The following is a 26,156-nucleotide window of genomic DNA, read 5'->3' on the forward strand; positions in this document are numbered from 1 at the left end:
CCTGTCCCACTGCTCCCGCAGGACGTTAAATCAGCTTCCTAGAATCAACACCGCACGAAGGAAATGCGAGAGCATTTTCGAGGAGCTCGCACCTTCCACTCCAATCAACTTCCTTATAAACCATCTGATTCACTCTAAATGGCAACGAAGCTTACGAAAACAGCCAAAATAAAAAAAGATTAATCAGATCAATCATAAATCTAAGAAAGTATTTCCTCTATAAAAATTTGTCTGTTTTTCTCAAGCTGTACCATTTCCTCGGTATCAATAATTTTCACCAGTGGCCTTATTGGCTGTTTTTCATCTATAAAGATAATTTCTGCTATTCTTCCATCAGATAGGAGCACTCTGCTGCCAGATGAAACATTTATGATGCCTGAGACTAATGCTTTGATAATGCTTATATCAAATTTTCCAAAACTATCCTCTGAGATCATTTCGAGTACTTTAAATGGGGATTGCTTCCGACGGTACAATCTTTCTGATGTCATCGCATGGAAAATATCTGCTACAGCAATAATTTTTGCATAAAGGTGAATCTTTTGTTCCTTTTCTCCTAAAGGATAACCGCTTCCATCAATTCTTTCATGATGCTCGAGTATCGCAAGCTTAGTTTCCTGCCGCAGAACGGAAATATTTTGTACCATCCGATAACTGAAAATCGGGTGTTTTTTAACCTCTTCATATTCCGATAAAGTTAGGGAAGTCTTTTTATGTAAGATGGCCGGGTTTATTTTAGCCATGCCGCAATCAGCAAGACAGCCGGCAAGAGCAAGCTGGACGATATCTCCTTTTTGGAGTCCCATGCTGTTTCCGATATAGGCGCTAATTATTCCTACCGCCAGGCAATGCTGATATAAATAGTCGTCTTTAGTTGAATAATGGTAAAGATTATATACTTCAGAATTATTATTCTCCATTTTCATCAATACAGGGAGAAGGAGTGCCCTTATTTTAGCAATGTCGATAGGAAGACCTGCCTGCCAGGAATGAAATTCCTTTTTAAACTGAGAAACAGACTGAAGAAACAAATCACTTAAATTGTCAAATGCTGTTTTATCAGCACCATCTTCTTCAGGCAACAAACCGTCTGGAAGAAAGGGCATACCCGTAATAAGTGTCTTTTCAACGTCTGCATTTTGAATGAGAAAGGCTTTTAAAACGTCAATAAGATCTTTAGTAATAACTGTTTTTTTGGGAATGATCGGCCTATTCGTCCTGCCAACTATATCATGGGAAAGAATACAGCCTTCCTGAAGTTCATTAATATTTACACGCACCGATGCCACCCCGATAATTTCATAGATTCTTTCTTAATAGTTTTATTTTACCAAAAAAGAGGAGCACAAAGGTGCTCCTCTTAAAAATTTTCTTATTCGTTTTCAGACTCATTATCGTCCTGTTGTTCTACAGCCGAACTGTCCATCTCTTGATCGGCATCATCGGATAATTCATCAAGCTCTTCTAGCTTTTCTTCTTCCTTTTCTACCTTCGCTACAGTTGCCACAAATTCATTTTCACTTTCTTTAATACTGATCAGTTTAACACCAATCGTATTTCGTCCCATCGTGGAAATGCCATCAACACCCATACGGATTAGAACACCAGCTGTAGTAATCAGCATAAGGTCTTCCTCTCCAGTTACAGCTTTCATGGAAACAAGAGGACCGTTCTTATCTGTTACATTGCAGGTCTTAATACCTTTACCGCCTCTTCCCTGGATGCGGTATTCTGAGGCAGGCGTGCGTTTACCATATCCGTTTTGGGTAACAATAAGGATTTCGGAATCTTCCTCTAATACTTCCATTCCGATAACTTCATCGTCACTGTCCAGGTTTATGCCTTTCACCCCAGTAGCCGTTCTGCCCATTGTACGGACATCCGTTTCAGGGAAGCGGATAAGCATACCCTTTTTAGTTCCAATAATAATCTCTTTGCTTCCGTCAGTTAAACGTACGGAAATGAGTTCATCTCCATCGCGTAGATTCAGGGCAATTAGGCCGTTGTTACGGATGTTGGCAAAAGAGGTAAGCGGAGAACGCTTGGATACGCCTTCTTTTGTTGTGAAGAATAAGAACCAGTCATCGACAAATTCTTCAATAGGAATAATGGCGTTTACCCATTCACCTTTTTCAACTCCGAGAAGGTTAATAATCGGTATTCCCTTAGCTGTACGGCTAAATTCAGGTATTTCATAGCCCTTCGAGCGGTACACCTTACCCTTGTTCGTAAAGAAAAGAATGGTGTCATGGGTAGAAGTCGTAATTAAATGCTCAACAAAGTCATCTTCGTTTGTACCCATTCCCTGAATACCACGGCCGCCCCGTTTTTGGGCACGGTATGTAGAAACAGGCAGGCGTTTAACATAACCATTATGGGTAAGCGTAATAACAACATTTTCACGAGGAATCAGATCTTCATCCTCGATATTTTCTAATCCGCCGGTGACGATTTCTGTCCTGCGTTTATCGTTGAAACGATCCTTAATTTCTATTAACTCTTCACGAATGATTTCCAAGACCTTTTCTTCATCAGCGAGAATAGCTTTTAACTCCCCAATAAGTTTAACAAGGCTTTGGAACTCGTCTTCAATCTTTTCTCTTTCCAATCCTGTTAAGCGTTGTAGTCGCATATCAAGTATTGCTTGCGCCTGCTTATCAGAAAGATTGAAGCTTGTCATTAACCCTTCGCGGGCAATATCGGTTGTTTGTGAGTTTCGAATTAACTTGATGACTTCATCCAGATGGTCAAGAGCGATTCTTAAACCTTCCAGAATATGAGCACGAGCTTCAGCTTTTCTTAATTCAAACTCTGTTCTTCTGCGGATGACTACCTTTTGATGGTCGAGGTAATATACCAAACATTGCTTAAGGTTTAATACCTTTGGCTGGCCACCGACAAGCGCAAGAGTGTTGATTCCAAAGCTTGTTTGTAATGCAGTCTGTTTATAAAGGTTATTTAAAAGGACATGCGCATTGGCATCCTTGCGCACTTCAATGACAATGCGCATACCTTTACGGTCTGACTCATCACGTAAATCGGTGATTCCATCTATTTTTTTATCTCGTGCCAGCTCAGCAATTTTTTCAATAAGCCTTGCTTTATTCACTTGGTATGGAAGCTCATTAACAATGATGACTTCTTTTCCGTTCGACTTTTGTTCGATTTCCACTTTAGCACGTATTGTAATCGAGCCGCGGCCAGTTTCATAGGCTTTGCGGATTCCGCTTCTGCCGAGAATTAAACCTCCGGTTGGGAAATCCGGTCCTGGAATAATATCCATTAGTTCCTGGGTCGTAATTTCAGGATCTTTACTGACAGCTAAAACACCGTCAATAACCTCACCCAGCTGGTGTGGCGGGATATTCGTGGCCATACCTACTGCAATTCCTGTCGTACCATTCACCAAAAGATTAGGAAAACGGGCAGGGAGCACAACAGGTTCTCTTTCTTCACCGTCATAGTTATCCTGGTAATCAATTGTATCTTTATTAATATCTCTTAGTAATTCCATCGAGATTTTAGACATGCGTGACTCTGTATAACGCATGGCTGCAGCTGCATCACCATCTACAGAACCAAAGTTGCCGTGGCCATCTACAAGCATATAGCGGTAGTTAAAATCCTGTGCCATCCGAACCATCGTTTCATAAACAGCAGAATCCCCGTGGGGGTGGTATTTACCAATAACATCCCCAACAATACGGGCAGACTTTTTATATGGTTTATCGGAATGCATTCCAAGGTCATGCATTGCGTATAAAATACGGCGGTGAACAGGTTTTAATCCATCCCGAACATCTGGAAGTGCACGGGAAACAATAACACTCATGGCATAATCCAGGAAAGATGATTTCATTTCCTGGCTAATATTAATCTCTTTTACTTGAGAATTCGGTGTTTCTGCCATCAAAGAAGCCTCCTTTTAGAAAACTAAAAAACATTTAAAATGCTTATATTGCAAAAAAATTTGGAGCAAAAAGATAAAAGGAGGATAGTGGTTGGACCTCTATCCTTAAGCTAATATCTGTTTAAATTCCGAGCAGTGCATCTTTCAACCATACTAGATATCTAAATTCTTTACATACTGGGCATTCGCTTCAATGAAATTACGTCGCGGCTCTACCTTGTCGCCCATAAGCATTTCAAACGTTTCATCCGCTTCAATTGCATCATCCAGGCTCACCTGAAGCATTGTCCTGGTATCTGGGTTCATGGTCGTTTCCCACAGTTGCTCAGGATTCATCTCTCCCAAACCTTTATAACGCTGAATATTTGGCTTTGGCTGGCTTGGAAGTTCTGCAAATATCGCATCAAGTTCTCGGTCATTATAGGCATAAGCGATTTTTTTTCCTTGCTGCACCTTATATAACGGTGGCTGGGCAATATAAATATAACCAGCTTCGATAATTTGTCTCATATATCGGTAAAAGAAAGTTAAAATTAATGTCCGGATATGGGCTCCGTCCACATCCGCATCGGTCATAATCACGATTTTATGATAACGGGCTTTTGAGATATCAAAGTCTTCGCCAATTCCTGTTCCGATTGCAGTAATCATGGCCCTTACTTCATTATTTGAGAGAATTTTGTCCAGGCGTGCCTTTTCAACATTCAGGATTTTCCCTCTTAAAGGAAGTATGGCCTGGAAATGGCGGTCACGTCCCTGTTTGGCAGAACCTCCGGCTGAGTCTCCCTCAACTATATATATTTCACTAATAGCGGGATCTTTAGATGAGCAATCTGCAAGCTTCCCTGGAAGGGCTGAAACCTCAAGGGCGCTTTTCCTACGCGTCAGCTCCCTGGCTTTCTTCGCCGCAAATCTTGCACGGGCAGCCATCAGCCCTTTTTCGACTATTTTTCTAGCAACTGTCGGGTTTTCCAACAGGAATTTTTCAAAATGGTCGGCAAAAACATAATCGGTGATGGTTCTTACTTCTGAGTTGCCTAGCTTTGTTTTTGTCTGGCCCTCAAATTGCGGGTCCGGATGTTTTACAGAAACAATTGCAATTTGTCCTTCACGAACATCTTCACCGGAAAGGTTGGCATCAGCCTCTTTAAAAATGCCGTTTTTCCTTGCATAGTCATTAATAACACGAGTAAGGGCAGTTTTAAAGCCAAATTCATGCGTTCCGCCTTCATACGTATGGATATTATTCGCAAAGGAATAAATACTGCCGGTATAGCCGTCATTATATTGGAGGGCAACCTCAATCGTGATGCCGTCGCGTTCTCCTTCAATATAGATCGGTTCTTCGTGGATTACTTCTTTTGTACGGTTTAAGTGCTCTACATATGATTTAATTCCACCCTCGTAGTAGTACTCATTCCGCTTATTCTCGACGCGTTTATCCTCAATCGTAATTTTTATGCCGCGGTTTAAAAACGCAAGCTCTCGAAGACGATTGGCAAGTGTCTCATAATCATACTCAAGTGTTTCTGTGAAAATCTCGCCGTCCGGCTTAAAATGAGTTGTCGTCCCGGTATGGTCAGTTTCTCCAATAATTTTAAGGTCTGCACTTGGAACTCCGCGTTCGAACTTTTGGTAATAAATATTTCCATCTCTATGGACATAAACCTCAAGCACAGTTGACAATGCATTAACAACTGAGGCTCCAACACCATGAAGTCCTCCGGATACCTTGTAACCGCCGCCGCCAAACTTACCGCCTGCGTGAAGGACTGTCATGATAACTTCAACGGCAGCCTTCCCATTTTTTCATGGATACCGACTGGAATACCGCGTCCGTTATCCTTTACAGTAATGCTATTATCTTCCTCAATGGTGACATTGATTTCATCACAATAACCCGCCAGCGCTTCATCGATACTGTTATCAACGATTTCCCAAACGAGGTGATGAAGGCCTTTGCCGCTTGTAGAACCGATATACATCCCCGGTCTTTTTCTTACTGCTTCCAGCCCTTCAAGGACCTGTATCTGATTTTCATCATATGCTTGTTCCTGCACAGCTTTATTTTCCAAAGTCACACCGTTCACCTGCACTTTCTTAACATACTAAATAAAATAGCGTATTTGATTGGTAAAACGTCTGTACTGAATTGATTCCGAGATTTTCATGAATTTTATTCGTATATTTTTAAAACTCCTGCATATGCATAAGAGTTGATCGCTTTTTTAATGTGCCTGAAGCAAGAGGGGATAGAAAAACTTTATCTTCAGTAATGACAATTGATTTATGGGGATTTTTTGAGAGATTGATTATCTTTCCTTCTTGCCTTTTTAAAAATTCTTCTACAAACTCGGATGATCCTGCAGCCTCTTTATCCAAAATAGCTATGATCTCTTTAGCCCTGACCAGAAACTCTTCCCCAATATGGATATACATGCTTCCACCTCAATTGATTTTCCTGATTGTACCTGACTCAACCGCATAGGTTGATGCTTCTTTCAATGTCTGGTGGTCAATTCCTTCTACACTTGTTGTCGTGACGAAGGTCTGGACTTTTCCTTGTATGGTATTGAGCAAATGGGACTGGCGATAATCATCCAGTTCTGACAAAACATCATCCAGCAGCAAAATCGGGTATTCTCGAATTTCCGCATGGATCAATTCTATTTCTGCCAGTTTGACAGACAATGCAGTAGTCCTTTGCTGACCCTGCGATCCAAATGTTTGTACATCTCTTCCGTTCACAATGAATTGCAAATCATCCCGGTGAGGGCCAACATCGTCATGCCCCGCTCTATTTCTCTTTTTTTGGTTTTACTGAATCTTTCCTCAAATCTTTCTACCATTTTCGACAAATCCTGATCTTCTAATACATCAACAGAGGGATTGTAATCTATTTTTAACGTTTCCAACTGCCTTGAAATCCCTTTATGGATGGGCTGTGCCCAATTTTCCAGCAGGCGCAGGAATTCAAAGCGTTTTGCGACGATTTTGACTGCAACCTGGATAAATTGTTCAGTTAAAATTTCGAGCATGGTATGGTCTGTTTGTTTATTTAATTGCAGCATTTTCAAATAATGATTCCGCTGCTGAAGTATTTTCTGATATTGGCTCATATCATGTAAATACACAGGGGAAACCTGGCCAATTTCCATATCGATAAAACGCCGCCTTACCTGAGGACTTCCTTTTACGAGGTTTAAATCCTCGGGTGCGAACATTACGACATTCATGTTTCCGACATATTGGCTTAATTTTTGCTGTTCAATATGATTGCACTTCGCCTTTTTTCCCTTTTTGGAAATAATCAGCTCCATCGGCAGCGACCCATATTGTTTTTGAACCCTACCCTCTATTTTAGCATATTCTTCGTCCCAGCGAATAAGTTCTTTATCATTTGATGTCCGATGGGACTTTGCCATTGCCAAAACATAGATTGATTCCATTACATTTGTTTTTCCTTGAGCATTTTCACCCAGAATAACATTGACTTTATTTTCAAATTCAACGGAAAAGCCTTTCATAATTCCGATAATTTTTCAGCGCTAAATGCTCAATGTACATAAATGTTACTTCCTTTTTCTATCGCGTTATTGTAAACTCCCCGAACTCTGGAATCAGAACCAAGTCACCTTCACGAAGTTTTCTGCCTCTTCTTTGATCTTGTTCTCCATTGATGAAAACTTCATGTTCACCTAAAAACCACTTGGCCATCCCGCCTGTTTGAATTACTTCTGCTATTTTAAGAAATTGACCCAATGTAATATAATCTGTATCAATTTTAATTTCTGATGGCATAATCCCACTCTTTTCCGTAATGGTCTCTAATACTTTATTTTACTAAACATTTACCAACTACACAAAGAAAACCCATAAAAACTTGTATGAAAAAGGAAAGAAAGCCGCCGGATAAACCAGCAGCCTTCCGCTAATGATGAATTTTAAAAAAATCGACTGTAAGTATTCCCTGTAATTTACAAATCCCTTTAAAATTAATATGTTCTTACAGGCAGAATTAGTTGAAGCGTTGTTTCGTCATGATGAGGACGGATAACAAATGGGCGCATCGCACCTGTAAAGCTGATTTTAATATCTGTTCCCTCTAACGCTTTCAACGCATCCATCATATATTTTGCACTGAAGGATATTTTTAATTCTTCCCCTTCAATGGATTGGCTTTGTACTTCCTCCACTACTTTACCAATTTCCGGCGTATTGGAGGATACTTCAAGACCTCCATCCTCGATGGTCGCAAATTTAACGACATTGTTCCTGCCTTCACGAGCCAAAAGGGAAGCACGGTCAATTGCATGTAAAAAATCTTTTGTTTTTACTGTAACATCCGTTTTGCTTTCATTTGGTATCAATCTGGACGTATCTGGATAATTCCCCTCCAAAAGCCTTGAAAAGAACAATAAATCCTTTGCTTTAAAAAGAACCTGGTTTTCAGTAATAACGATATCAACAGATTCATTGCTATCATCGATTATCTTACTTAACTCGTTCAAGCTTTTTCCTGGAATGACAACATTGTAATTATCATCTGTCTTCGTTTCAATCCTCGCTTTACGCAATGCAAGGCGATGGCTATCTGTTGCAATACAGGTCAATTCTCCATTTTCTAATTTCCAGTTTACACCTGTCAAGATAGGGCGTGTTTCTGAGGTGGACACTGCAAAGACAGTCTGTCGGACCATTGCCTTTAAAAGGTCTGTTGGGATGCTGAATTTATTATTTTCTTCAATTTGCGGCAGATGTGGATACTCTTCAGCATCAAGGCCGTTTAAGTTAAACTCGGATTTCCCGGATCTGATTACAGTTTGCAAGTGGTTTTGAACCTCAATTTCCACTGAATCAGTAGGCAGCTTTTTAACAATTTCACTGAAGAATTTCGCCTGAAGTACAATGGACCCTGGCTGTTTTACTTCAACAATTTCATTGCCTGCATCTTCTCTTGGAATAAAAGATTCAATCGAAATATCTGAATCACTTCCAGTTAAAGTTACTCCTTCAGTATCTGCAACAATCTTAATTCCCGTTAAAATAGGTATGGTTGTTCGACTTGTGACTGCTTTCATAACATCTTGAACACTTTGAACGAGACGGTCCCGTTGGATTATAAATTTCATCCTTTTAAATCCTCCGTTTAAGCATATTTTTGCTGCTGTATTTATATATTATTAAGTTATTAAAAAATAGTAGAAGTAGTAATAGGGCCTGTTAGTATGTGGATAACTCCATTTTTGAAAGGAAACACAGCCTATCCACATGTGGACAGACTGTGTGTAAATTCGTACAGGTTATTCACAATATCATTATATTTTTAACAGTTCATTTAACTCTTTTATCTGTTTCTGGAAGGTAGAATCAGCCTGAAGAAGCTTTGATATTTTTTCGTGTGCATGGATGACGGTCGTATGGTCACGCCCTCCGAACTCTTCACCGATTTTTGGCAATGAATGATCGGTCAATTCACGAGACAGATACATGGCAATTTGTCTTGGAAAAGCAACGGATTTGGTCCGTTTTTTTGCTTTGAAGTCTTCCAGTTTAATATTATAATGCTCACCGACAACCTTTTGTATATCAAGGATCGAGATGACTTTTGGCTTTGAACTGGGAATGATATCTTTTAAAGCTTCAGCTGCAAGGTCAGCATTAATATCTTTATTGATTAAAGAAGAATAGGCAACAACACGAATAAGTGCACCTTCAAGTTCACGGATATTTGTATCAATTTGATTGGCAATATACAGCATTACTTCATTCGGTATATCCAGGCCTTCAGCTCTTGCCTTTTTTCGCAAGATCGCAATCCTTGTTTCAAGATCTGGAGGAGTAATATCTGTTATAAGACCCCATTCAAACCTTGATCGCAGACGGTCTTCGAGTGTAGGTATTTCCTTTGGCGGACGATCACTTGAAATGATAATTTGCTTGCTTTCCTCATGCAAAGTGTTAAATGTATGGAAAAATTCCTCCTGGGTTTGTTCTTTACCAGCGAGAAACTGAATATCATCGATTAATAATACATCCACTTTCCGATATTTATTTCGGAAATTCTCTGCCTTATTATCACGAATGGAGTTAATGAACTCATTTGTGAATTTTTCGGAAGATAAATAAACTACTTTCGCCTGCGGATTGTGATCAAGGACATAATGGCCAATCGCATGCATCAAGTGGGTTTTTCCCAGCCCAACTCCCCCATATATGAATAATGGGTTATATGCTTTTGCAGGAGCTTCTGCTACTGCAAGGGATGCAGCATGAGCAAAACGGTTCCCGGAACCAATTACGAAGGTATCGAAAGTGTATTTTGGATTCAGCATATTTAGAGGCAGTTCAACATGTTCTTCCTCTTTTTTTGTGTTCTTTGGAGGTATTGGCATATCCGCTTCAATTTCATTTTGATTTTGAGGAATAATAAATTTTACGGTTAACTCCTCACCCGTTATTTCATAGAGAATTCCCGAAATCAGCTGCGAATAGCGTTCTTCCAGCCAGTCACGTGCAAATTCATTCGGAGCAGTGATAACAAGAGAATTCCCTTGAAGGGAGTGTGCTTTTGTTGATTTCAGCCATGTATCAAAGCTAGGTTTGCTGATCTTTTTCTCTATATTTGAGAGAGCAGCATTCCAAAGATCCGCAATGTTTTCCAATTGGTATCCCTCCTTTTCCTAATTATTTACCGTACATGTAAAATAATCTCTGAGTTTTTCTAATAAAAAAATAATGTCCTGCCCCTAAATCATCAGCCACAAAATTAATTTTCCCCGCCGGCTGCTTTTCCTGGATGGCCTCTTTCTTTAAAAAGAGTTCTTGTTTCGAAAGAAAATAAGAGGTTATACAAGCTGTACAACCTTCGATTTATAAATATACGAAACATTGATTGTGGAAAAATATATAATAAGGAAAGAAAGTGGAGTTTCGACAATATCCACCTATTGTGGACAAGTTTCTTCAGTGATTGAGAATAACCTGTCCACACGTTATCCACAATCTGTGGATAAGAGGAAAAACAGAACATAGTTATTCAGAGTGAAAACACAAATATAATATCAAATATTCCTAAGAGGCGCAATGCTTTTTCATAGTTTATCCACAACTATAACACAATGTGCGTGAAAATTGTCCACATCTTATTTTTTTGTGCAAATCCTGTCAATAAGCTATGTGGATAATGAAAAAAATGTCGATTTATTTATCCACAGGCTTTTTTGAAGGCATTTTTAAACAAAGGCTGTTTTCTAAAAGATTGCTGTTTTGTAAATAGGTTTTAAAACGAAAATCGTTGAAAAAGAAGTTCCAAGATAGAGTCTAGTCGAAAAAAGGACCTCTCTTTTTAGCTTATCTTTCCCAAAATGGGAAGGTAACATTTAAAAGATCGAATAAGAAAATGGAGGTTTAGTGGAAAGGGAGTTGACAATTTCGGGGGTACATCTTTATAATAATTAAGACTGTCTTTAACAGCTATTCCTCAGGGAGGTGTCATATAATGAAAAGAACGTATCAACCAAATAAACGTAAACATAGCAAAGTTCACGGTTTCCGTAGTCGTATGAGCTCAGCAAACGGACGTAAGGTTCTTGCTCGCCGTCGTCAAAAGGGAAGAAAAGTATTATCAGCTTAGACCACTGGCATGTCTCAGTGGTCTTTTTTCTCATAATCAAAAGAAAATTCGCAGCGGCATTAATATTGGCCAGGCTGAGCATGCCAGATTTTCGTGGATCCTCAGCCTGACCACATAAAAAAATTTCCGCAATGGTTATGGATTCATCTAATGGTTATAGTAGAAACTGTCTGATCTAATTTGGACCATTCGGGACTAAGGTGGAAATTCATGAAAAAAGAAATGCGCATAAAGAAAAATAAAGATTTTCAAGAAGCTTTTCAGAAAGGCCGTTCATTTGCAAACAGGCAGTTTGTCGTTTATGCCCTAAGTAAAGAAGAGCAGCCTTTTTTTCGAATTGGCCTTTCTGTAAGCAAAAAAATCGGTAATGCCGTTATGAGGAATCAAATCAAAAGGTACATACGCCAGACGATACTTGAATTAACAGACCAGCTGATGGATGGAAATGATTATGTCATTATTGCAAGGAAGCCGACATCGGAAATGGACTTCTTTGATGTAAAGAAAAGCTTAACCCATGTTTTAAAGGTTGGGAAAGTTTTGCGGAAATAATTTTACCCCTCATTTCTGGAAATGCTGAATAAATTTTATATCAGGGCATCAGGGCTATTAACTACATAAGGATTTCTGAATATTGCTTGATAAACAATAAAAAAGATAGCAAGGAGGAAATTGCGGTTGAAAAAACGAATATTTCTTTTAATTGGTTTAGCTTCATTGATTCTGCTTTTAACAGGATGCAGTGAAATAAAGAAGCCGATTACTCCGGAAAGCACAGGTTTATGGAACGAGTACATCGTTTATCCTTTATCCTGGTTTATTACGAAGGTCGCCCATCTATTGGGGAATAAATTCGGGTTATCGATTATCGTGGTAACGATTTTAATCCGCCTGATTATCCTGCCTCTGATGATTAAGCAAACAAGAAGCTCAAAAGCGATGCAGGCTCTGCAGCCTGAATTGAAGAGTCTTAAAGAAAAGTACAGCTCGAAGGATCAGAAAACACAGCAGAAGCTGCAGCAGGAAACGATGGCACTATTTCAAAAAAATGGTGTCAATCCATTGGCAGGCTGCTTCCCGCTATTGATTCAAATGCCGATTTTAATTGGATTTTACCATGCAATTTCGAGGACAAGAGCCATAGCGGAGCAAAATTTCCTTTGGTTCGACCTTGGATCACCTGATCCATATTATATTTTGCCTTTGATCGCAGGTATCACGACATTTATTCAGCAAAAAATGATGATGGCTGGCACAGAAAACCAAAATCCGCAAATGGCTATGATGCTTTGGCTGATGCCGATTATGATTATCATATTTGCGGTTAAGTTTCCGGCAGCACTTTCTTTATACTGGGTAGTTGGAAATTTATTCATGATTGTTCAGACATACTTTATTAAAGGCCGGAGCTGAAGAAGGCTTCAGCAGCCGGCAATGCGGGAGGAGCAAAAAAGTGAAACAGGTAACTGCTACAGGACAAACCGTCGAAGAAGCAGTAGAATCAGCTTTAGCTCAACTAAACACAACCAAAGACCGCACAGAATTTGTTGTAATTGATGAAGGAAAAAAGGGGTTTTTCGGCATTTTTGGCTCACGCAGGCTGTTGTAAAAGTAACAGTAAAAAATGATCCGATTGAAGAAGCAAAGAACTTCTTAATCCAGGTAAGCGATAAAATGGGAGCACCGATCAATATTGAAGTGAAGCGGGACGGAAAACATGTCCACTTTGTTTTAACCGGTGAAAAAATTGCTTTGCTGATTGGAAAAAGAGGGCAAACACTTAACTCCCTTCAATATCTGACACAATTGGTAATCAACCGTTTTTCAAATCAGTATTTGACGGTCCTGCTCGATGCTGAGGATTACCGTAAAAGAAGAAATGATACACTGATTCAATTGGCACAAAGGCTAGCCCAAAAAGCAATAAAAACGGGGAAAGATGTCGCTTTGGAACCGATGCCTTCATATGAACGCAAGGTGATCCATAGCGCCCTGTTTGGCAATAAGCGGGTAAAAACTCTATCCGATGGAGCCGAACCGCACCGCCATATCGTCATCTCGCCAGTTAAATAATCACTAAAACATCCTGCCAGCCGGCGGGATGTTTTTTTTGCCTTTTTTATATTGTGGATAGTGCGGTCTTTGTTTTATTGTTATTCACATGTGGATAAGTTAAAATAAGACAGGTGAAAGAATTTGTATTGTGGATAAATCCGCTATTTTCTAATAAGAAAATTTCAAATTAATGCTAGTGAATCGGGAAGATATTCTTTTTTAAGATAAACTGATGTGGTATTCTAGTAATTTGGAGAAATTACCTTTAAAGAGCTGAAAAACGCTTATATAGATTTATCCTTAATGAAGGAGAGGTGAAAGAAGTGGAATTTGATACGATAGCAGCCATATCAACACCAATGGGAGAGGGCGCAATTGCCATTGTACGTTTAAGCGGCGATGAAGCCATTACGATTGCCGATAAAATTTTCAAAAGCATTGGCTCTAAAAAATTGACTGAAGTACCTTCACATACGATTCATTATGGACACCTCTTTGATCCAAAGGACGGTGTAAAAATTGAAGAGGTCATGATTACTATCATGAAGGGACCGAAAACCTTTACGAAGGAAGATGTGGTAGAAATCAACTGCCATGGCGGTCTTGTATCTGTGAATCGAGTTTTGCAGCTGGCTTTGAAAAATGGTGCCAGATTGGCTGAACCGGGTGAATTTACAAAACGCGCTTTTCTAAATGGACGGATTGATCTATCACAGGCTGAAGCAGTAATGGATTTAATCAGGGCAAAAACGGATCGTGCAATGAATGTCGCATTGGGACAAATGGAAGGACGTCTGTCAAAGCTAATCCGTAAACTGAGACAGGAGATTTTAGAAACCCTTGCCCATATAGAAGTGAATATCGATTATCCGGAATACGATGATGTGGAAGAAATGACACATAATATGCTGCTTCCAAAAGCTTCCTTAGTCCAGGGAGAAATTAAAAAGCTTCTGCAAACTTCGCAGCAAGGGAAAATTTTGCGGGAAGGATTGTCGACGGTCATTGTCTGCCGCCCGAATGTTGGAAAATCCTCTTTATTAAATAGCCTTGTCCAGGAGAATAAAGCAATCGTAACAGATATTCCAGGGACGACTAGAGATGTTATCGAAGAATATGTCAATGTAAGGGGTGTTCCTTTAAGATTGCTGGATACAGCAGGCATTAGGGAAACAGAAGATATTGTAGAACGGATCGGCGTTGAGAAGTCGCGTCAGGTTTTGAAGGAAGCAGATCTTATTTTACTCGTATTAAATTACTCAGATGCCCTGACAGAGGAAGATGTGAAAATCTTTGAGGCTGTCAATGGCCTTGATGTGATCATAATAGTGAACAAAACAGATCTCCCTGCACAAATCGATATGGATCGAGTAAAGGATTTGGCAAAAGGCCATAAAATCGTTGCAACATCTCTTCTAGAAGATCGCGGTGTGGATGAATTGGAAGAGGCGATTGCTTCTTTATTCTTTGAAGGATCCCTTGAAGCGGGAGATATGACATATGTGTCAAATACCAGGCATATTGCCTTGCTTCATCAGGCATTAACTGCGATTGAGGAAGCAATTGAAGGGGTTGAAATAGGAACCCCGATTGATATCGTTCAAATTGACTTGACGAGAACGTGGGAAATACTCGGCGAAATTATCGGTGAAAGTGTACACGAAAGCTTAATCGATCAGTTGTTCTCGCAATTTTGTCTAGGGAAATAAGAAAATCGTTCCTATATGGGGAATTTTATAATAAAGCATTAAGAATTTTATAAGGAGGCAGCATGATGCAATACGAAGCAGGAAATTATGACGTCGTAGTCATCGGTGCAGGACATGCAGGCTGTGAAGCAGGACTGGCAGCTGCCCGGCTCGGAGCAAAAACATTGATGATTACCATTAACCTCGACATGGTTGCTTTTATGCCCTGCAATCCATCTGTAGGAGGCCCAGCCAAGGGAATCGTAGTCCGAGAGATTGACGCACTGGGCGGGGAAATGGGAAGAAATATCGATAAAACACATATCCAAATGAGAATGCTGAATACAGGTAAAGGTGCAGTCCGTGCTTTAAGAGCACAGGCAGACAAATTTTCCTATCAGCATGAAATGAAAAAGACAATTGAAAATGAATCCAATATGACGTTAATTCAGGGAATGGTCGAGAGGCTAATTGTTGAGGATGGCATTTGTAAAGGAATCATCACGAAAACTGGAGCTGTTTACCGTTCCAAAACAGTCGTCATTACGACTGGAACGTTTCTGCGCGGGGAAATTATCATTGGTGACTTAAAGTACTCAAGTGGACCTAATAATCAGCAGCCATCGATTAAGCTGTCCGAACATTTACAGGAGCTTGGATTCGGTCTTGTCCGGTTTAAAACTGGAACGCCTCCAAGGGTCAACAGCCAAACGATTGATTACAGCAAAACGGAAATACAGCCTGGAGATGATACACCAAGGGCTTTTTCATATGAAACGACAAAATTTATTACTGACCAGCTCCCATGTTGGCTGACATATACGAATGAATCAACCCATCAGCTGATTGATCAAAATTTGCATCGTTCCCCCATGTATTCTGGGATGATTAAAGGGACTGGACCTCGTTATTGCCCTTCTATCGAAGATAAGGTAGTGCGTTTTAATGATAAACCGCGCCACCAAATTTTTCTTGAACCTGAAGGGAGAAATACTCAGGAAGTGTATGTGCAGGGATTATCGACCAGCCTTCCTGAAGACGTACAGCAGAAAATCTTAAACACGATCCCTGGCCTTGAAAATGTACAAATGATGCGCTCCGGCTATGCCATTGAGTATGATGCAATCGTTCCAACTCAGCTATGGCCAACCCTTGAAACAAAAAAAATTCAAAACCTCTTCACAGCCGGCCAAATCAATGGTACTTCGGGTTATGAAGAGGCGGCAGGGCAAGGCCTTATGGCTGGAATTAATGCAGGCTTGAAGGCTCTTGGCAAGGAAGAATTAATTTTAAGCCGTTCAGATGCTTATATTGGTGTACTGATTGATGACCTTATTACCAAAGGAACGAATGAGCCATACCGTTTGCTTACTTCAAGAGCAGAATACCGACTTCTTCTCCGCCACGACAATGCGGACTTGAGACTAACGGAAATTGGATATAAAATAGGCTTAATCAAACAAGAGCGTTTTGATCGATTCTCAGGTAAAAAACAGCAGGTCGAAGGTGAGAAGGAAAGATTACAATCCATTATTTTAAAACCTTCCACAGAAGTTCAAGAAATGATCCGGAGCACCGGTGGGAGCGAGCTTAAGGATGGCATTCGAGCTTCCGACTTATTAAAGCGTCCGGAAATGGGTTATGAACATATAGAAAAGATTGCCCCTAGTGATGTGGCTTTGGATGATGATGTTAAAGAGCAGGTAGAAATTCAAATTAAATACGAGGGCTATATTGAAAAATCGCTTCAACAGGTAGAAAAACTTAAGAAAATGGAAAATAAAAAAATACCGGAAAACATTGATTACGATGCTATTAATGGGATTGCGACAGAAGCAAAACAAAAGCTGAAAGAGATCAAACCTCTTTCGCTTGCACAGGCATCACGTATATCAGGTGTAAACCCGGCTGATATTTCTATACTTCTTGTTTATATAGAACAGGGACGGATTGCACGAGTATCCAATGAATAAGTATTTGCCCTAGCGCAGATAGAGCGAGGAAGGTTTCTAATGAACAAAGAACAATTTCGGGCAATGCTGGCTGAAAAGGGAATCAATTTGTCTGCTGAGCAATTGGAACAATTTGAAACCTATTATGAAACATTGGTGGAATGGAATGAAAAAATGAACCTGACTGCTATTACCGAAAAGGAAGAAGTTTATTTAAAACATTTCTTTGACTCGATAACAGCAGCATTGCATTTTGATTTCACAAAACCTTTCAGTTTATGTGACGTAGGCGCTGGAGCAGGCTTTCCAAGCATTCCCTTAAAAATCGCATTTCCTCATATTGAGGTTACCATTGTCGATTCTTTGAATAAAAGAATTACATTTTTAAATCATCTTGCAAAGGTTCTTAAATTGGAAAATGTCCATTTTATTCATGACCGTGCAGAAACATTCGGGTTGAAGGCGGGGCACAGAGAATCCTACGATGTTGTAACGGCAAGAGCTGTCGCCCGTTTGTCTGTATTAAGCGAGCTCTGTTTGCCACTCGTAAAAATAGGCGGACATTTCATTGCTATGAAGGCTGCAAGCGCAAAGGAAGAAATTGCTGCGGCGAATAAAGCAATTATTGTTCTTGGCGGAAAATTAGGTGAAGTGTTTACTTTTTCTCTCCCTGTTGAGGAAAGTGAAAGGAATATTCTTATCATCAAAAAGGAAAAACAGACGCCTAAGAAGTACCCAAGGAAACCCGGCACTCCTAATAAACTGCCGATTGAATAACAGTCTCTTGCAATGGGGATTTCTATGCGATCCTTTCTTTTGAACAGTAAATGTCGGATGAAAATACAGTCATGCAGCAGGAACTTGTCGTTTTATAGAGAATAAGTAATAGGGAGTTTCTTAAAGGTGGTGCTGGGGATGAAGCAAACTTTTTCACGCTTTTTTGGCCTGGGCGATAAGGGAGACCAATTGGAAATTGGACAGGAATTGGAAACCGAAAAAAACGGTGAATTGGAAGAAATTAAGAAAATCAGAATAGAAAATATTGTTCCAAACCGTTTTCAGCCTCGAACAGTTTTTGATGAGGATAAAATAGAGGAATTATCCCGTACGATTCATATTCACGGTATAATCCAGCCAATCGTTGTGAGAGAATTTGAGACGGATAAATTTGAAATTATTGCCGGAGAACGCCGCTGGCGAGCAATGAAAAAACTGGGCTGGGAAGAAGTTCCCGCTATTATAAAAAATATGGATGATACTGAAACAGCTTCAGTTGCTTTAATTGAGAATTTGCAGCGTGAAGAGCTGTCGCCGATTGAAGAGGCAATTGCTTATGGCAAATTACTTGAGCTTCATAGTTTAACGCAGGAAGCATTGGCTCAAAGACTGGGAAAAGGGCAGTCGACAGTTGCAAATAAATTGCGTCTGCTTAAATTGCCGCAGGAAGTACAGGAAGAATTGTTAAATAAAAGGATCACTGAGCGGCATGCCCGCTCCCTTATTCCTCTAAAGGATCCGGAAAAACAGGTGAAACTGTTAGCGGAAATCATTGAACGGAATCTGAATGTTAAGCAGACCGAAGAACGGGTTGTAAGATTGCTGGAAGAAAAGAACGCCAAGCCAAAGCCAAAGCGGAAGGCTGTCAGCAAGGATATGAGAATTGCGGTCAATACGATTCGACAATCTCTGTCAATGGTTTCTGACAGTGGCATCAATCTTAATTCAGAGGAAGAGGAATTTGAGGAGTTTTATCAATTCACCATACGTATACCAAAGAAAAAGTAATTTATTTAGATAAACCGGACAAACACTTGTTCGGTTTTTTGTTATATTTAAGGAAAGGAATCGATTGAATATTTTTAGAAAAAAAACTACAATCATTCATTTTCATGATAAAATAGATAACATGGCTGTTTATTTTTGACATGTTAACGGCTAACTAGTTAGGCAGAATCAAATTTTTCTTTAACAAATATCAGGAAATTAAGAAGGTAGGTGACATCGTGGGCAAAATTATTGCAATCGCGAATCAGAAGGGCGGAGTCGGTAAAACGACAACATCTGTCAATCTGGGCGCCTGCTTAGCATACATAGGAAAAAAAGTTTTATTGGTAGACATCGATCCTCAAGGGAATGCAACAAGCGGAATTGGCATTGAGAAAGCCGAGGTCGATCAGTGCATTTATGATGTGTTAGTAGACGATGTGGAAGCTATAGACGTCATTAAGCCGACAAGTGTGGAGAATCTTTTTACTCTTCCTGCGACAATTCAATTGGCAGGGGCAGAAATTGAGCTTGTCCCGACGATTTCCAGAGAAGTCCGCCTTAAAAGGGCACTTGAGGAAGTAAAAGGGAATTATGATTATATCATAATTGATTGTCCTCCCTCCCTTGGCTTATTAACTATTAATGCATTGACAGCTTCAGATGCTGTTTTAATCCCGGTTCAATGTGAATATTACGCATTGGAAGGCCTCAGCCAGCTTTTAAACACGGTACGCCTTGTGCAAAAGCATTTAAACCAGGATTTGAAAATTGAAGGCGTTCTGTTAACAATGCTTGATGCGCGAACGAATCTGGGCATTCAGGTCATTGAAGAAGTAAAAAAATATTTTCAGGACAAAGTCTATAAAACTATTATTCCTAGAAATGTACGCTTAAGCGAAGCACCCAGCCATGGCGAACCGATCATTATCTATGATCCAAAATCGCGTGGTGCAGAGGTTTATTTAGATTTGGCAAAGGAAGTGGTTTCGAATGGCTAAAGGTTTAGGAAAAGGACTAGATGCATTTTTCCCAAATATGGAAGCTGGAAAAGAAGAAACTATCCAGGAAATCAGCATTAAAGAATTGCGGCCAAATCCATACCAGCCCCGTAAGGTATTTCAACAGGATGCCATTGATGAACTTAAAGCTTCTATTATTGAACATGGCATCTTACAGCCGCTCGTCGTCCGCAAAAGCATAAAAGGCTATGAAATTGTTGTGGGTGAAAGGCGTTTTCGTGCAGCAAAGGAAGCAAAGCTTAAAAATGTACCAGCTGTTGTCAGGGATCTAACAGAGCAGCAAATGATGGAATTAGCCGTTCTTGAAAATCTTCAGCGTGAAGACTTAAATCCCATTGAAGAAGGACTGGCCTATCAAACTCTGATGGAAAAGCTGAAGCTTACCCAGGAAGAAGTAGCGAAGCGGCTTGGTAAAAGCCGTCCCCATGTTGCTAATCATATTCGGCTTCTCTCTCTTCCACAAAATGTGCAGGAGCAAATATCAGCAGGGAAAATATCCATGGGACATGGACGGGCACTTCTAGGTCTGCGTCAAAAGGCAAAGATTCCTTTAATCGTTGAAAAGATATTAAATGAAAATTTGAATGTCAGACAGCTTGAAAAACTCATTCAGCAAATTAATGAAAATGTTTCACGTGAAACATTGAAGCCGGAAAAGAAAAAGAACATATTTATCCAGGAGCGGGAATATTCCCTTAGAGAAAAGTTTGGGACTACTGTAAATATCAAACAGTCAAAAAGCAAAGGGAAAATAGAGATAGAATTTTTCTCAGAGGATGATCTCGAGAGGATTTTAGAGCTTCTCGATCGCGATTCCATGTAAACCATCTAATGATGGTTTGTTTTTTTATTAGGCTCTTTTAGGATCTTATATTATCAAAGAAAAATAGGTGAAGTTTATGTTTTTACTTGGTACTCTTGTTAATGGTGCCCTCATCATAGTGGGAACACTTCTTGGAAAACTGCTCCATCGGATACCAGAAGGAATGAAAAAGACCGTCATGTATGCGATTGGATTATCTGTTATTGTACTGGGTCTGCAAATGGGAATGAAAAGTGGAAACTTTTTAATTGTTATTCTTAGTTTAGTGATCGGTGCTGTAATCGGTGAGTTGCTTGCGCTGGAGGAAAAGCTGAATTCTCTTGGAGGCTGGCTGGAAAAGAAAATAGGCTCGAATGGTAAAGGCAGTATCTCTGAGGGGTTTGTAACTGCCACCTTGATTTTTGTCATCGGGGCAATGGCTATCATTGGTGCACTGGACAGTGGTATCCGTGGTGACCATGATGTTCTCTATACGAAATCAATCATTGATGGTTTTACTTCAATTATATTAACGACAACGCTTGGAATTGGAGTGATTTTCTCTGCCATCCCCGTCATGATATATGAAGGATTAATTGCTTTGTTTGCAACCCAAATAGATCAGATTGTTCCTCAAGCATTGATGAACCAATTTATTAAGGAAATGACGGCAACCGGCGGGGTAATGATTTTTGCCATTGGCTTGAATCTGACTGGGATAGTCAAAATAAAAGTAGCAAATCTATTGCCTGGCATACTTGTAACAGGTATAATCGTGACAATTATTTATCAATATCACCAATTTATTTAACGCAAAAACGGGAAAGGCTGCTAAGGTCTTTCCTGTTTTTAGTATAAATAAATTGTAAAAAAATGTAAATTATAAAGTCTGTTCACGTGCCTGCACCTGTTCCATTCCCCAATTCAAATTGGAATAGTTCGTTTTTTTCGGGTAATTAAGGCTCGCGCTATGAATTCCGCTTGCAATGGTTTTGGCCATTTTAAGAACAAGGTTTAATCTTGTATTTTGCAGCACAAAGAATTCCATAAAACCACTCACATTGACGATACCGGTAATATGCATATCACCGACTTCAGGAAGTTCTTTATTCACTCCTGCGCCTGGTTTAACCGGTCCATCAGCTAATTGGATATATCCCACACTTTTAAACCTTCCAAGACAGGCATCAATTCCTATAATAAATGGGTGAAAGTGCTTTTCTTTAATTTCCTTCAACCTCTCACCAAGGTTGACAGCATGAATCGGATCCTCCAGAGTTCCATAAACAAAAAAGGATTCAAGTTTTTTTCTTCAAGAAAAGTTCCAACAAGTGGCCCTAATGAATCTCCAGTTGAACGGTCAGTGCCGATACATACGATCACAATCGGACGGCTGGTCAATGCTGGCAAATGGGAGATTAGCTCGGTAGCAAGCGTGTCAGCTGCCTGATGGTCATCATGAAGAATCCTTGCGCTGCCCCTCCTGTCAAAAAAGCTTTGTTTTAGATTCATCAAGTCCACTCCTTATTTATAGTGATAAAAAAGCATAAGTTTTTCTAATAGTACCCATGTCTAGCTCTAGCGCCTACCCCCTCGAGGTCATAAGCCAACAAAGAAGATTATTCAGAGATGAACTGCTCATGCAGCAAAAAAAATGCTGCATCGCAAGGCTTCTAGGGAGTATTCCAAGCAGTCGCCTCGCTGGGGTGGCTGAAAAACGCCTCCTCGCGGTTGGTCTTATGCTTGTCGGGGGTGAACACTAAGGGAAGCTACTAAGAGAATAAGCTTCGCAGGAACAAGCTGGGGTTTGCTTGTTCCGAAGGCGCTTCCGCTTTTCGAAGTAGTAACAGTATACGGAAAATACAGGTAATGTATACATACCTGTAATAGGTTTTAACTAAACAGGGTCAAAAGATGCAGGTAAGAGGGTAGCTGGGTAAAAAGAACTGAATGCTTTTCTGAAAAAATAGAAATATAGTTGAGGCTACACGGAGGCAAGGAAAATTGTTAAAATAGATTTGATTTGATATTGTTTTTAGAAAGCATTTAAGAAGGTGAGAAATTGGGTTCTATTCAAACTGTTATTCATACAACCTCAAAAAAATTCCTGAATGAAGGAACTTGGGCTTCACTTGGAGAAGGTTTTATTAAAATTGTGGCCATTTTATTCATCTCCGGACTCTTAATCCGAATTGGCAAGCTTGCCATACATAATACTTTTAAACTAAGAAACCGATCACCATTGAGAGTGTCGGAACGTCGTGAGATGACATTGGAAAGACTGTTAGATAATATTTTGTCCTACGTAGTTTACTTCATTGCTTTTATGATGATATTATCCGTCCTCACAATTGATGTTAAAGCTTTGCTGGCTGGTGCTGGGATCGTTGGTTTGGCTGTTGGTTTCGGTGCTCAGAATCTTGTCAAAGATATAATATCCGGATTTTTCATCATATTTGAAGACCAGTTTTCAGTTGGCGATCATATTAGGGTGGGACAGTTCGAGGGGAACGTCGAAGCAATTGGCCTTAGAACTACAAAATTAAAAAATTGGACTGGCGAATTGCATATTCTACCTAATGGAAGTATTAGCCAGGTGACGAATTTTTCCTTAAATAACAGTGTAGCAGCTGTTGATGTCGGAATCGCTTATGGAGAAGATATTGATAAGGCAGAGAAAGTGATACAGGAGTTGCTGGAAAAGCTTCCTGAACAGTATGAAGACTTGATTAAAGCGCCTGAATTATTGGGAGTCCAAAACTTCCACCTTCTGAAATTGTGCTGCGTATTGTGGCGGAAACTCTTCCGATGCGCCATTTTTATATCGCCAGGATGATCAGGAAAGAAGTAAAAATGGTACTTGATGAAAATGGAATTGAAATTCCTTTACCAAGGCTGGTCATGTACTCGAGGCAGGATGAAACAAAGGGAACGGAATAGAAATAAACTCATTTTGCATAACTGCAGGGTATAGGAGGTTAAAACATGGAACAAAAGGAGTTCTTCCTAAATGATGTTGTCGAAATGAAAAAGCCTCATCCATGCGGGGCAAACCGCTGGAAAATAATCCGCCTTGGAATGGATATAAGGATTAAATGCGAAGGATGCAGTCATAGTGTATTAATCCCAAGGAAAGAGTTTTCACGCAAGGTTAAAAAAATACTAGTAAGGCATGAAGAGGAATAAACTTCATGCTTTTTTTTATGCAAATGTGTATTAATGTAAAAGGAAAAGAAAGTTTCAAGAACCGGGGGTGGAGATTGTGGCAAAGGTTTTTCAATCTGCCTGTCCATTGAACTGCTGGGATAGCTGCGGTTTTCATGTTACTGTTGACGGTGGAAAGGTAATTAAAGTGGACGGTGACCCGAATCATCCGATTACAAAGGGGAAAATCTGTGGACGGGGCAGGATGCTGGAAAAGCGTACAAATTCACAGAATCGACTGCTGTATCCATTAAAAAAGATAGACGGGGAATTCAAGCAAATATCCTGGGAAAAAGCCCTGGATGAAATTGCTTTTCATTTAAAAGAGATTAAAGAAGAATATGGACCTTTAGCCGTCCTTCACAGCCATGATTATGCCAATAACGGTGCATTGAAAAATCTGGATCAGCGCTTTTTCAATTGTTTTGGCGGGGTTACTGAACTAAAAGGATCACTTTGCTGGGGAGCTGGAATTGAAGCGCAAAAATGGGATTTTGGTGATGCTTATAGCCATGCACCAATCGATATATTAAATAGCAAAAATATTGTTATCTGGGGCAGGAATGTAGCAAGAACCAACATGCATCTCTATGAAAACCTTCAACTTGCGAAAAAGAATGGTGCAAAGCTATTTGTGATTGATCCTATTCACAACGCCACAGCGAAAATAGCAGATCAATACATTTCCGTAAAACCAGGTATGGACGGCCTTTTAGCAGCAGGGATTATAAAAGAAATCCTTCGTCTGAAATTAGAGGACAGCAAATTCCTAAATGATCATACATTGGGCTTTGAGGAGTTTTTGAAGCTGCTTAACAGTATTTCCTTAGAAGAAATCAGCAAAAAAACTGAAGTGACAATTGAAATGATTACCACCCTTGCCTATATATTTGCTGATAGGCCGACCTCCATCCATATGGGCCTCGGCATGCAGCGGTATAAAAATGGTGGAAATACGATTCGCCTGATTGATGCACTTGCGGCGGTCAGTGGCAATATTGGAATTAGCGGGGGCGGCGCAAATTATGCCAATCTCCAGGTAGGGCAGAGCTTCAGTTTTAGTGAACTGACTCGTTCAGATGCAAAAGAATACCACAGGCAGTTTACAATGATGAAGCAAGCAGAGGAAATTCTGGAAGCAGTTAATCCTGAGATTAAAATGATCATTGTTACATGCGGTAATCCGCTTCTGCAGGTACCGAATTCTAATCTTGTTAAAAAAGCTTTTTCCTCGGTTTCTAAGCTGGTCGTAATTGATCATTACATGACAGATACAGCCATGCTGGCGGACTATGTCCTTCCTGCTGCAACATCTTTTGAAGAGGAAGATATCTATTACTCTTCCATGTATCATCATTATGTCAATTACGGTCCCAAACTCCTTGAGCCGCCTGGCGAAGCAAAGCCTGATTTGTGGATTTGGGGGCAACTCGCTAATCGCCTTGGCTTTGGCGAAGAATTTAATTATTCAAGAGATGAATGGCTTGAAATGTGCATTAAGCACCTTGAACCATTCGGAATAACCTTAGCAAAATTAAAACAGCAGAATTTCATTGAATTGCCGGTAGAAAAGATTCCATGGGAAGGTGGTCATTTTAAAACGCCATCAGGTAAATATGAATTTACCTCCCAGCTTGGGCAGTTAAAAGGGGATAGCGGCAAACTGAAATTATCTTTGCCGGAAGAATCGAAATGGAACAATCCAAAGCTTGCAAAGGAATTTCCGTATTCGCTTTTAACCATTCACCCTTTAAGGTCTAACCATTCCCAGAACTATCACCTCCTTCCCAAAGAGCCTTCCGTGAAAATTGAGGTTGCACAAAATATTGCTGAAGAGCTCCAGCTTCAAGAAGGTGAAAGGGTAAGAGTTTGGAATAACCGCGGCGAAATAGAAGGGTATTTATCCATCTTGAAACAAGCCCATCCAAATACAATCAATATAGATGAAGGCATCTGGACTCGATTTGGGGGTTCAGTAAATCTGCTCACTTCAAATGGAGAGTCGGATAATGGCCTTGGAAGCATTTTATATGATTGCCTGGTGAATCTAGAAAAAATAAAATGACACCTAAAAAACTGCCGTTCAAAAAACGGCGGTTTTTTAGCTTATAAGAAAGTATGCC

General features: G+C 39.9%; 17 protein-coding genes and 6 pseudogenes. 14 read left to right on the forward strand and 9 right to left on the reverse strand.

Translation table 11 applies throughout. From position 1 onward, the window contains the following. Positions 1-200 precede the first annotated feature (200 nt). The 8 genes and pseudogenes from RCG23_RS11860 to dnaA all read right to left on the reverse strand — a co-directional run bounded on the left by RCG23_RS11860 (position 201) and on the right by dnaA (position 10,575). On the reverse strand, positions 201-1,280 hold the full coding sequence (locus RCG23_RS11860) for an HD-GYP domain-containing protein (protein WP_308179813.1): 1,080 nt from the start codon (positions 1,278-1,280) through the stop codon (positions 201-203). A 92-nt stretch (positions 1,281-1,372) separates the two neighbouring features. Then, positions 1,373-3,910: a DNA gyrase subunit A gene (gene gyrA, locus RCG23_RS11865; protein ID WP_308179814.1), complete on the reverse strand. Its 2,538-nt coding sequence runs from the start codon at positions 3,908-3,910 to the stop codon at positions 1,373-1,375. A 153-nt stretch (positions 3,911-4,063) separates the two neighbouring features. Then, positions 4,064-5,985, reverse strand: a pseudogene (gyrB, locus tag RCG23_RS11870) (DNA topoisomerase (ATP-hydrolyzing) subunit B). 115 nt (positions 5,986-6,100) lie between these two features. Next, complete coding sequence (gene remB / locus RCG23_RS11875) at positions 6,101-6,349, reverse strand: extracellular matrix regulator RemB (protein WP_308179815.1); 249 nt, start codon at positions 6,347-6,349, stop codon at positions 6,101-6,103. Between the two features lie 9 nt (positions 6,350-6,358). Beyond that, positions 6,359-7,477 (reverse strand): annotated as a pseudogene (gene recF, locus RCG23_RS11880) (DNA replication/repair protein RecF). 18 nt (positions 7,478-7,495) lie between these two features. Then, positions 7,496-7,711, reverse strand: coding sequence for a S4 domain-containing protein YaaA (gene yaaA, locus RCG23_RS11885; protein ID WP_308179816.1), 216 nt, complete (start codon positions 7,709-7,711; stop codon positions 7,496-7,498). A gap of 194 nt (positions 7,712-7,905) precedes the next feature. Next, positions 7,906-9,042, reverse strand: a complete 1,137-nt coding sequence (gene dnaN, locus RCG23_RS11890) for a DNA polymerase III subunit beta (RefSeq protein WP_308179817.1) — start codon at positions 9,040-9,042, stop codon at positions 7,906-7,908. Between the two features lie 186 nt (positions 9,043-9,228). Further along, entirely contained in the window at positions 9,229-10,575 is a 1,347-nt protein-coding gene (dnaA, locus tag RCG23_RS11895; protein ID WP_308179818.1) for a chromosomal replication initiator protein DnaA, read from the reverse strand. Between the two features lie 836 nt (positions 10,576-11,411). Between dnaA and rpmH the strand changes: the two genes are divergently transcribed. The 11 genes and pseudogenes from rpmH to RCG23_RS11950 all read left to right on the forward strand — a co-directional run bounded on the left by rpmH (position 11,412) and on the right by RCG23_RS11950 (position 21,640). Further along, complete coding sequence (gene rpmH, locus RCG23_RS11900; protein WP_063255153.1) at positions 11,412-11,546, forward strand: 50S ribosomal protein L34; 135 nt, start codon at positions 11,412-11,414, stop codon at positions 11,544-11,546. 210 nt (positions 11,547-11,756) lie between these two features. Continuing rightward, a complete protein-coding gene (rnpA, locus tag RCG23_RS11905; protein WP_308179819.1) occupies positions 11,757-12,098 on the forward strand; it encodes a ribonuclease P protein component in 342 nt (113 codons plus the stop codon). A gap of 126 nt (positions 12,099-12,224) precedes the next feature. Then, a pseudogene (gene spoIIIJ, locus RCG23_RS11910) lies at positions 12,225-13,003 on the forward strand (YidC family membrane integrase SpoIIIJ). Next, a pseudogene (gene jag / locus RCG23_RS11915) lies at positions 13,000-13,619 on the forward strand (RNA-binding cell elongation regulator Jag/EloR). The pseudogenes spoIIIJ and jag overlap by 4 nt, the downstream one beginning before the upstream one ends. Positions 13,620-13,924: 305 nt before the next feature. Next, positions 13,925-15,310 carry a tRNA uridine-5-carboxymethylaminomethyl(34) synthesis GTPase MnmE gene (mnmE, locus tag RCG23_RS11920; RefSeq protein WP_308179820.1) on the forward strand — a complete coding sequence of 462 codons (1,386 nt, stop codon included), beginning with the start codon at positions 13,925-13,927 and terminating at the stop codon, positions 15,308-15,310. A 65-nt stretch (positions 15,311-15,375) separates the two neighbouring features. After that, on the forward strand, positions 15,376-17,262 hold the full coding sequence (gene mnmG, locus RCG23_RS11925; RefSeq protein WP_308180044.1) for a tRNA uridine-5-carboxymethylaminomethyl(34) synthesis enzyme MnmG: 1,887 nt from the start codon (positions 15,376-15,378) through the stop codon (positions 17,260-17,262). 39 nt (positions 17,263-17,301) lie between these two features. Then, positions 17,302-18,018, forward strand: a complete 717-nt coding sequence (gene rsmG, locus RCG23_RS11930) for a 16S rRNA (guanine(527)-N(7))-methyltransferase RsmG (protein WP_308179821.1) — start codon at positions 17,302-17,304, stop codon at positions 18,016-18,018. A 138-nt stretch (positions 18,019-18,156) separates the two neighbouring features. Next, positions 18,157-19,026: a nucleoid occlusion protein gene (gene noc / locus RCG23_RS11935; RefSeq protein ID WP_308179822.1), complete on the forward strand. Its 870-nt coding sequence runs from the start codon at positions 18,157-18,159 to the stop codon at positions 19,024-19,026. Between the two features lie 218 nt (positions 19,027-19,244). After that, complete coding sequence (locus RCG23_RS11940) at positions 19,245-20,006, forward strand: ParA family protein (protein WP_308179823.1); 762 nt, start codon at positions 19,245-19,247, stop codon at positions 20,004-20,006. Further along, positions 19,999-20,850 carry a ParB/RepB/Spo0J family partition protein gene (locus RCG23_RS11945; protein ID WP_308179824.1) on the forward strand — a complete coding sequence of 284 codons (852 nt, stop codon included), beginning with the start codon at positions 19,999-20,001 and terminating at the stop codon, positions 20,848-20,850. Before RCG23_RS11940 ends, RCG23_RS11945 begins: the two co-directional genes overlap by 8 nt. 76 nt (positions 20,851-20,926) lie before the next feature. Beyond that, complete coding sequence (locus tag RCG23_RS11950; protein WP_308179825.1) at positions 20,927-21,640, forward strand: DUF554 domain-containing protein; 714 nt, start codon at positions 20,927-20,929, stop codon at positions 21,638-21,640. Positions 21,641-21,709: 69 nt separating this feature from the next. Here the strand turns inward: RCG23_RS11950 and yyaC are convergent. Next, positions 21,710-22,341: pseudogene (yyaC, locus tag RCG23_RS11955) on the reverse strand (spore protease YyaC). Between the two features lie 559 nt (positions 22,342-22,900). On the opposite strand from yyaC, the pseudogene RCG23_RS11960 reads away from it, so the two are divergent. The 3 genes and pseudogenes from RCG23_RS11960 (at position 22,901) to RCG23_RS11970 (ending at position 26,098) form a co-directional block, all read left to right on the forward strand. Then, a pseudogene (locus RCG23_RS11960) lies at positions 22,901-23,769 on the forward strand (mechanosensitive ion channel family protein). 45 nt (positions 23,770-23,814) lie between these two features. Further along, positions 23,815-24,015 (forward strand): DUF951 domain-containing protein, encoded by a 201-nt coding sequence (locus RCG23_RS11965; RefSeq protein ID WP_308179826.1) that lies wholly within the window; start codon positions 23,815-23,817, stop codon positions 24,013-24,015. Positions 24,016-24,091: 76 nt separating this feature from the next. Next, positions 24,092-26,098 carry a molybdopterin-dependent oxidoreductase gene (locus RCG23_RS11970; RefSeq protein WP_308179827.1) on the forward strand — a complete coding sequence of 669 codons (2,007 nt, stop codon included), beginning with the start codon at positions 24,092-24,094 and terminating at the stop codon, positions 26,096-26,098. Positions 26,099-26,156 lie beyond the last annotated feature (58 nt).

Source organism: Neobacillus sp. PS3-34 (assembly GCF_030915465.1).
Taxonomy (GTDB): Bacteria; Bacillota; Bacilli; order Bacillales; family Cytobacillaceae; genus Neobacillus_A.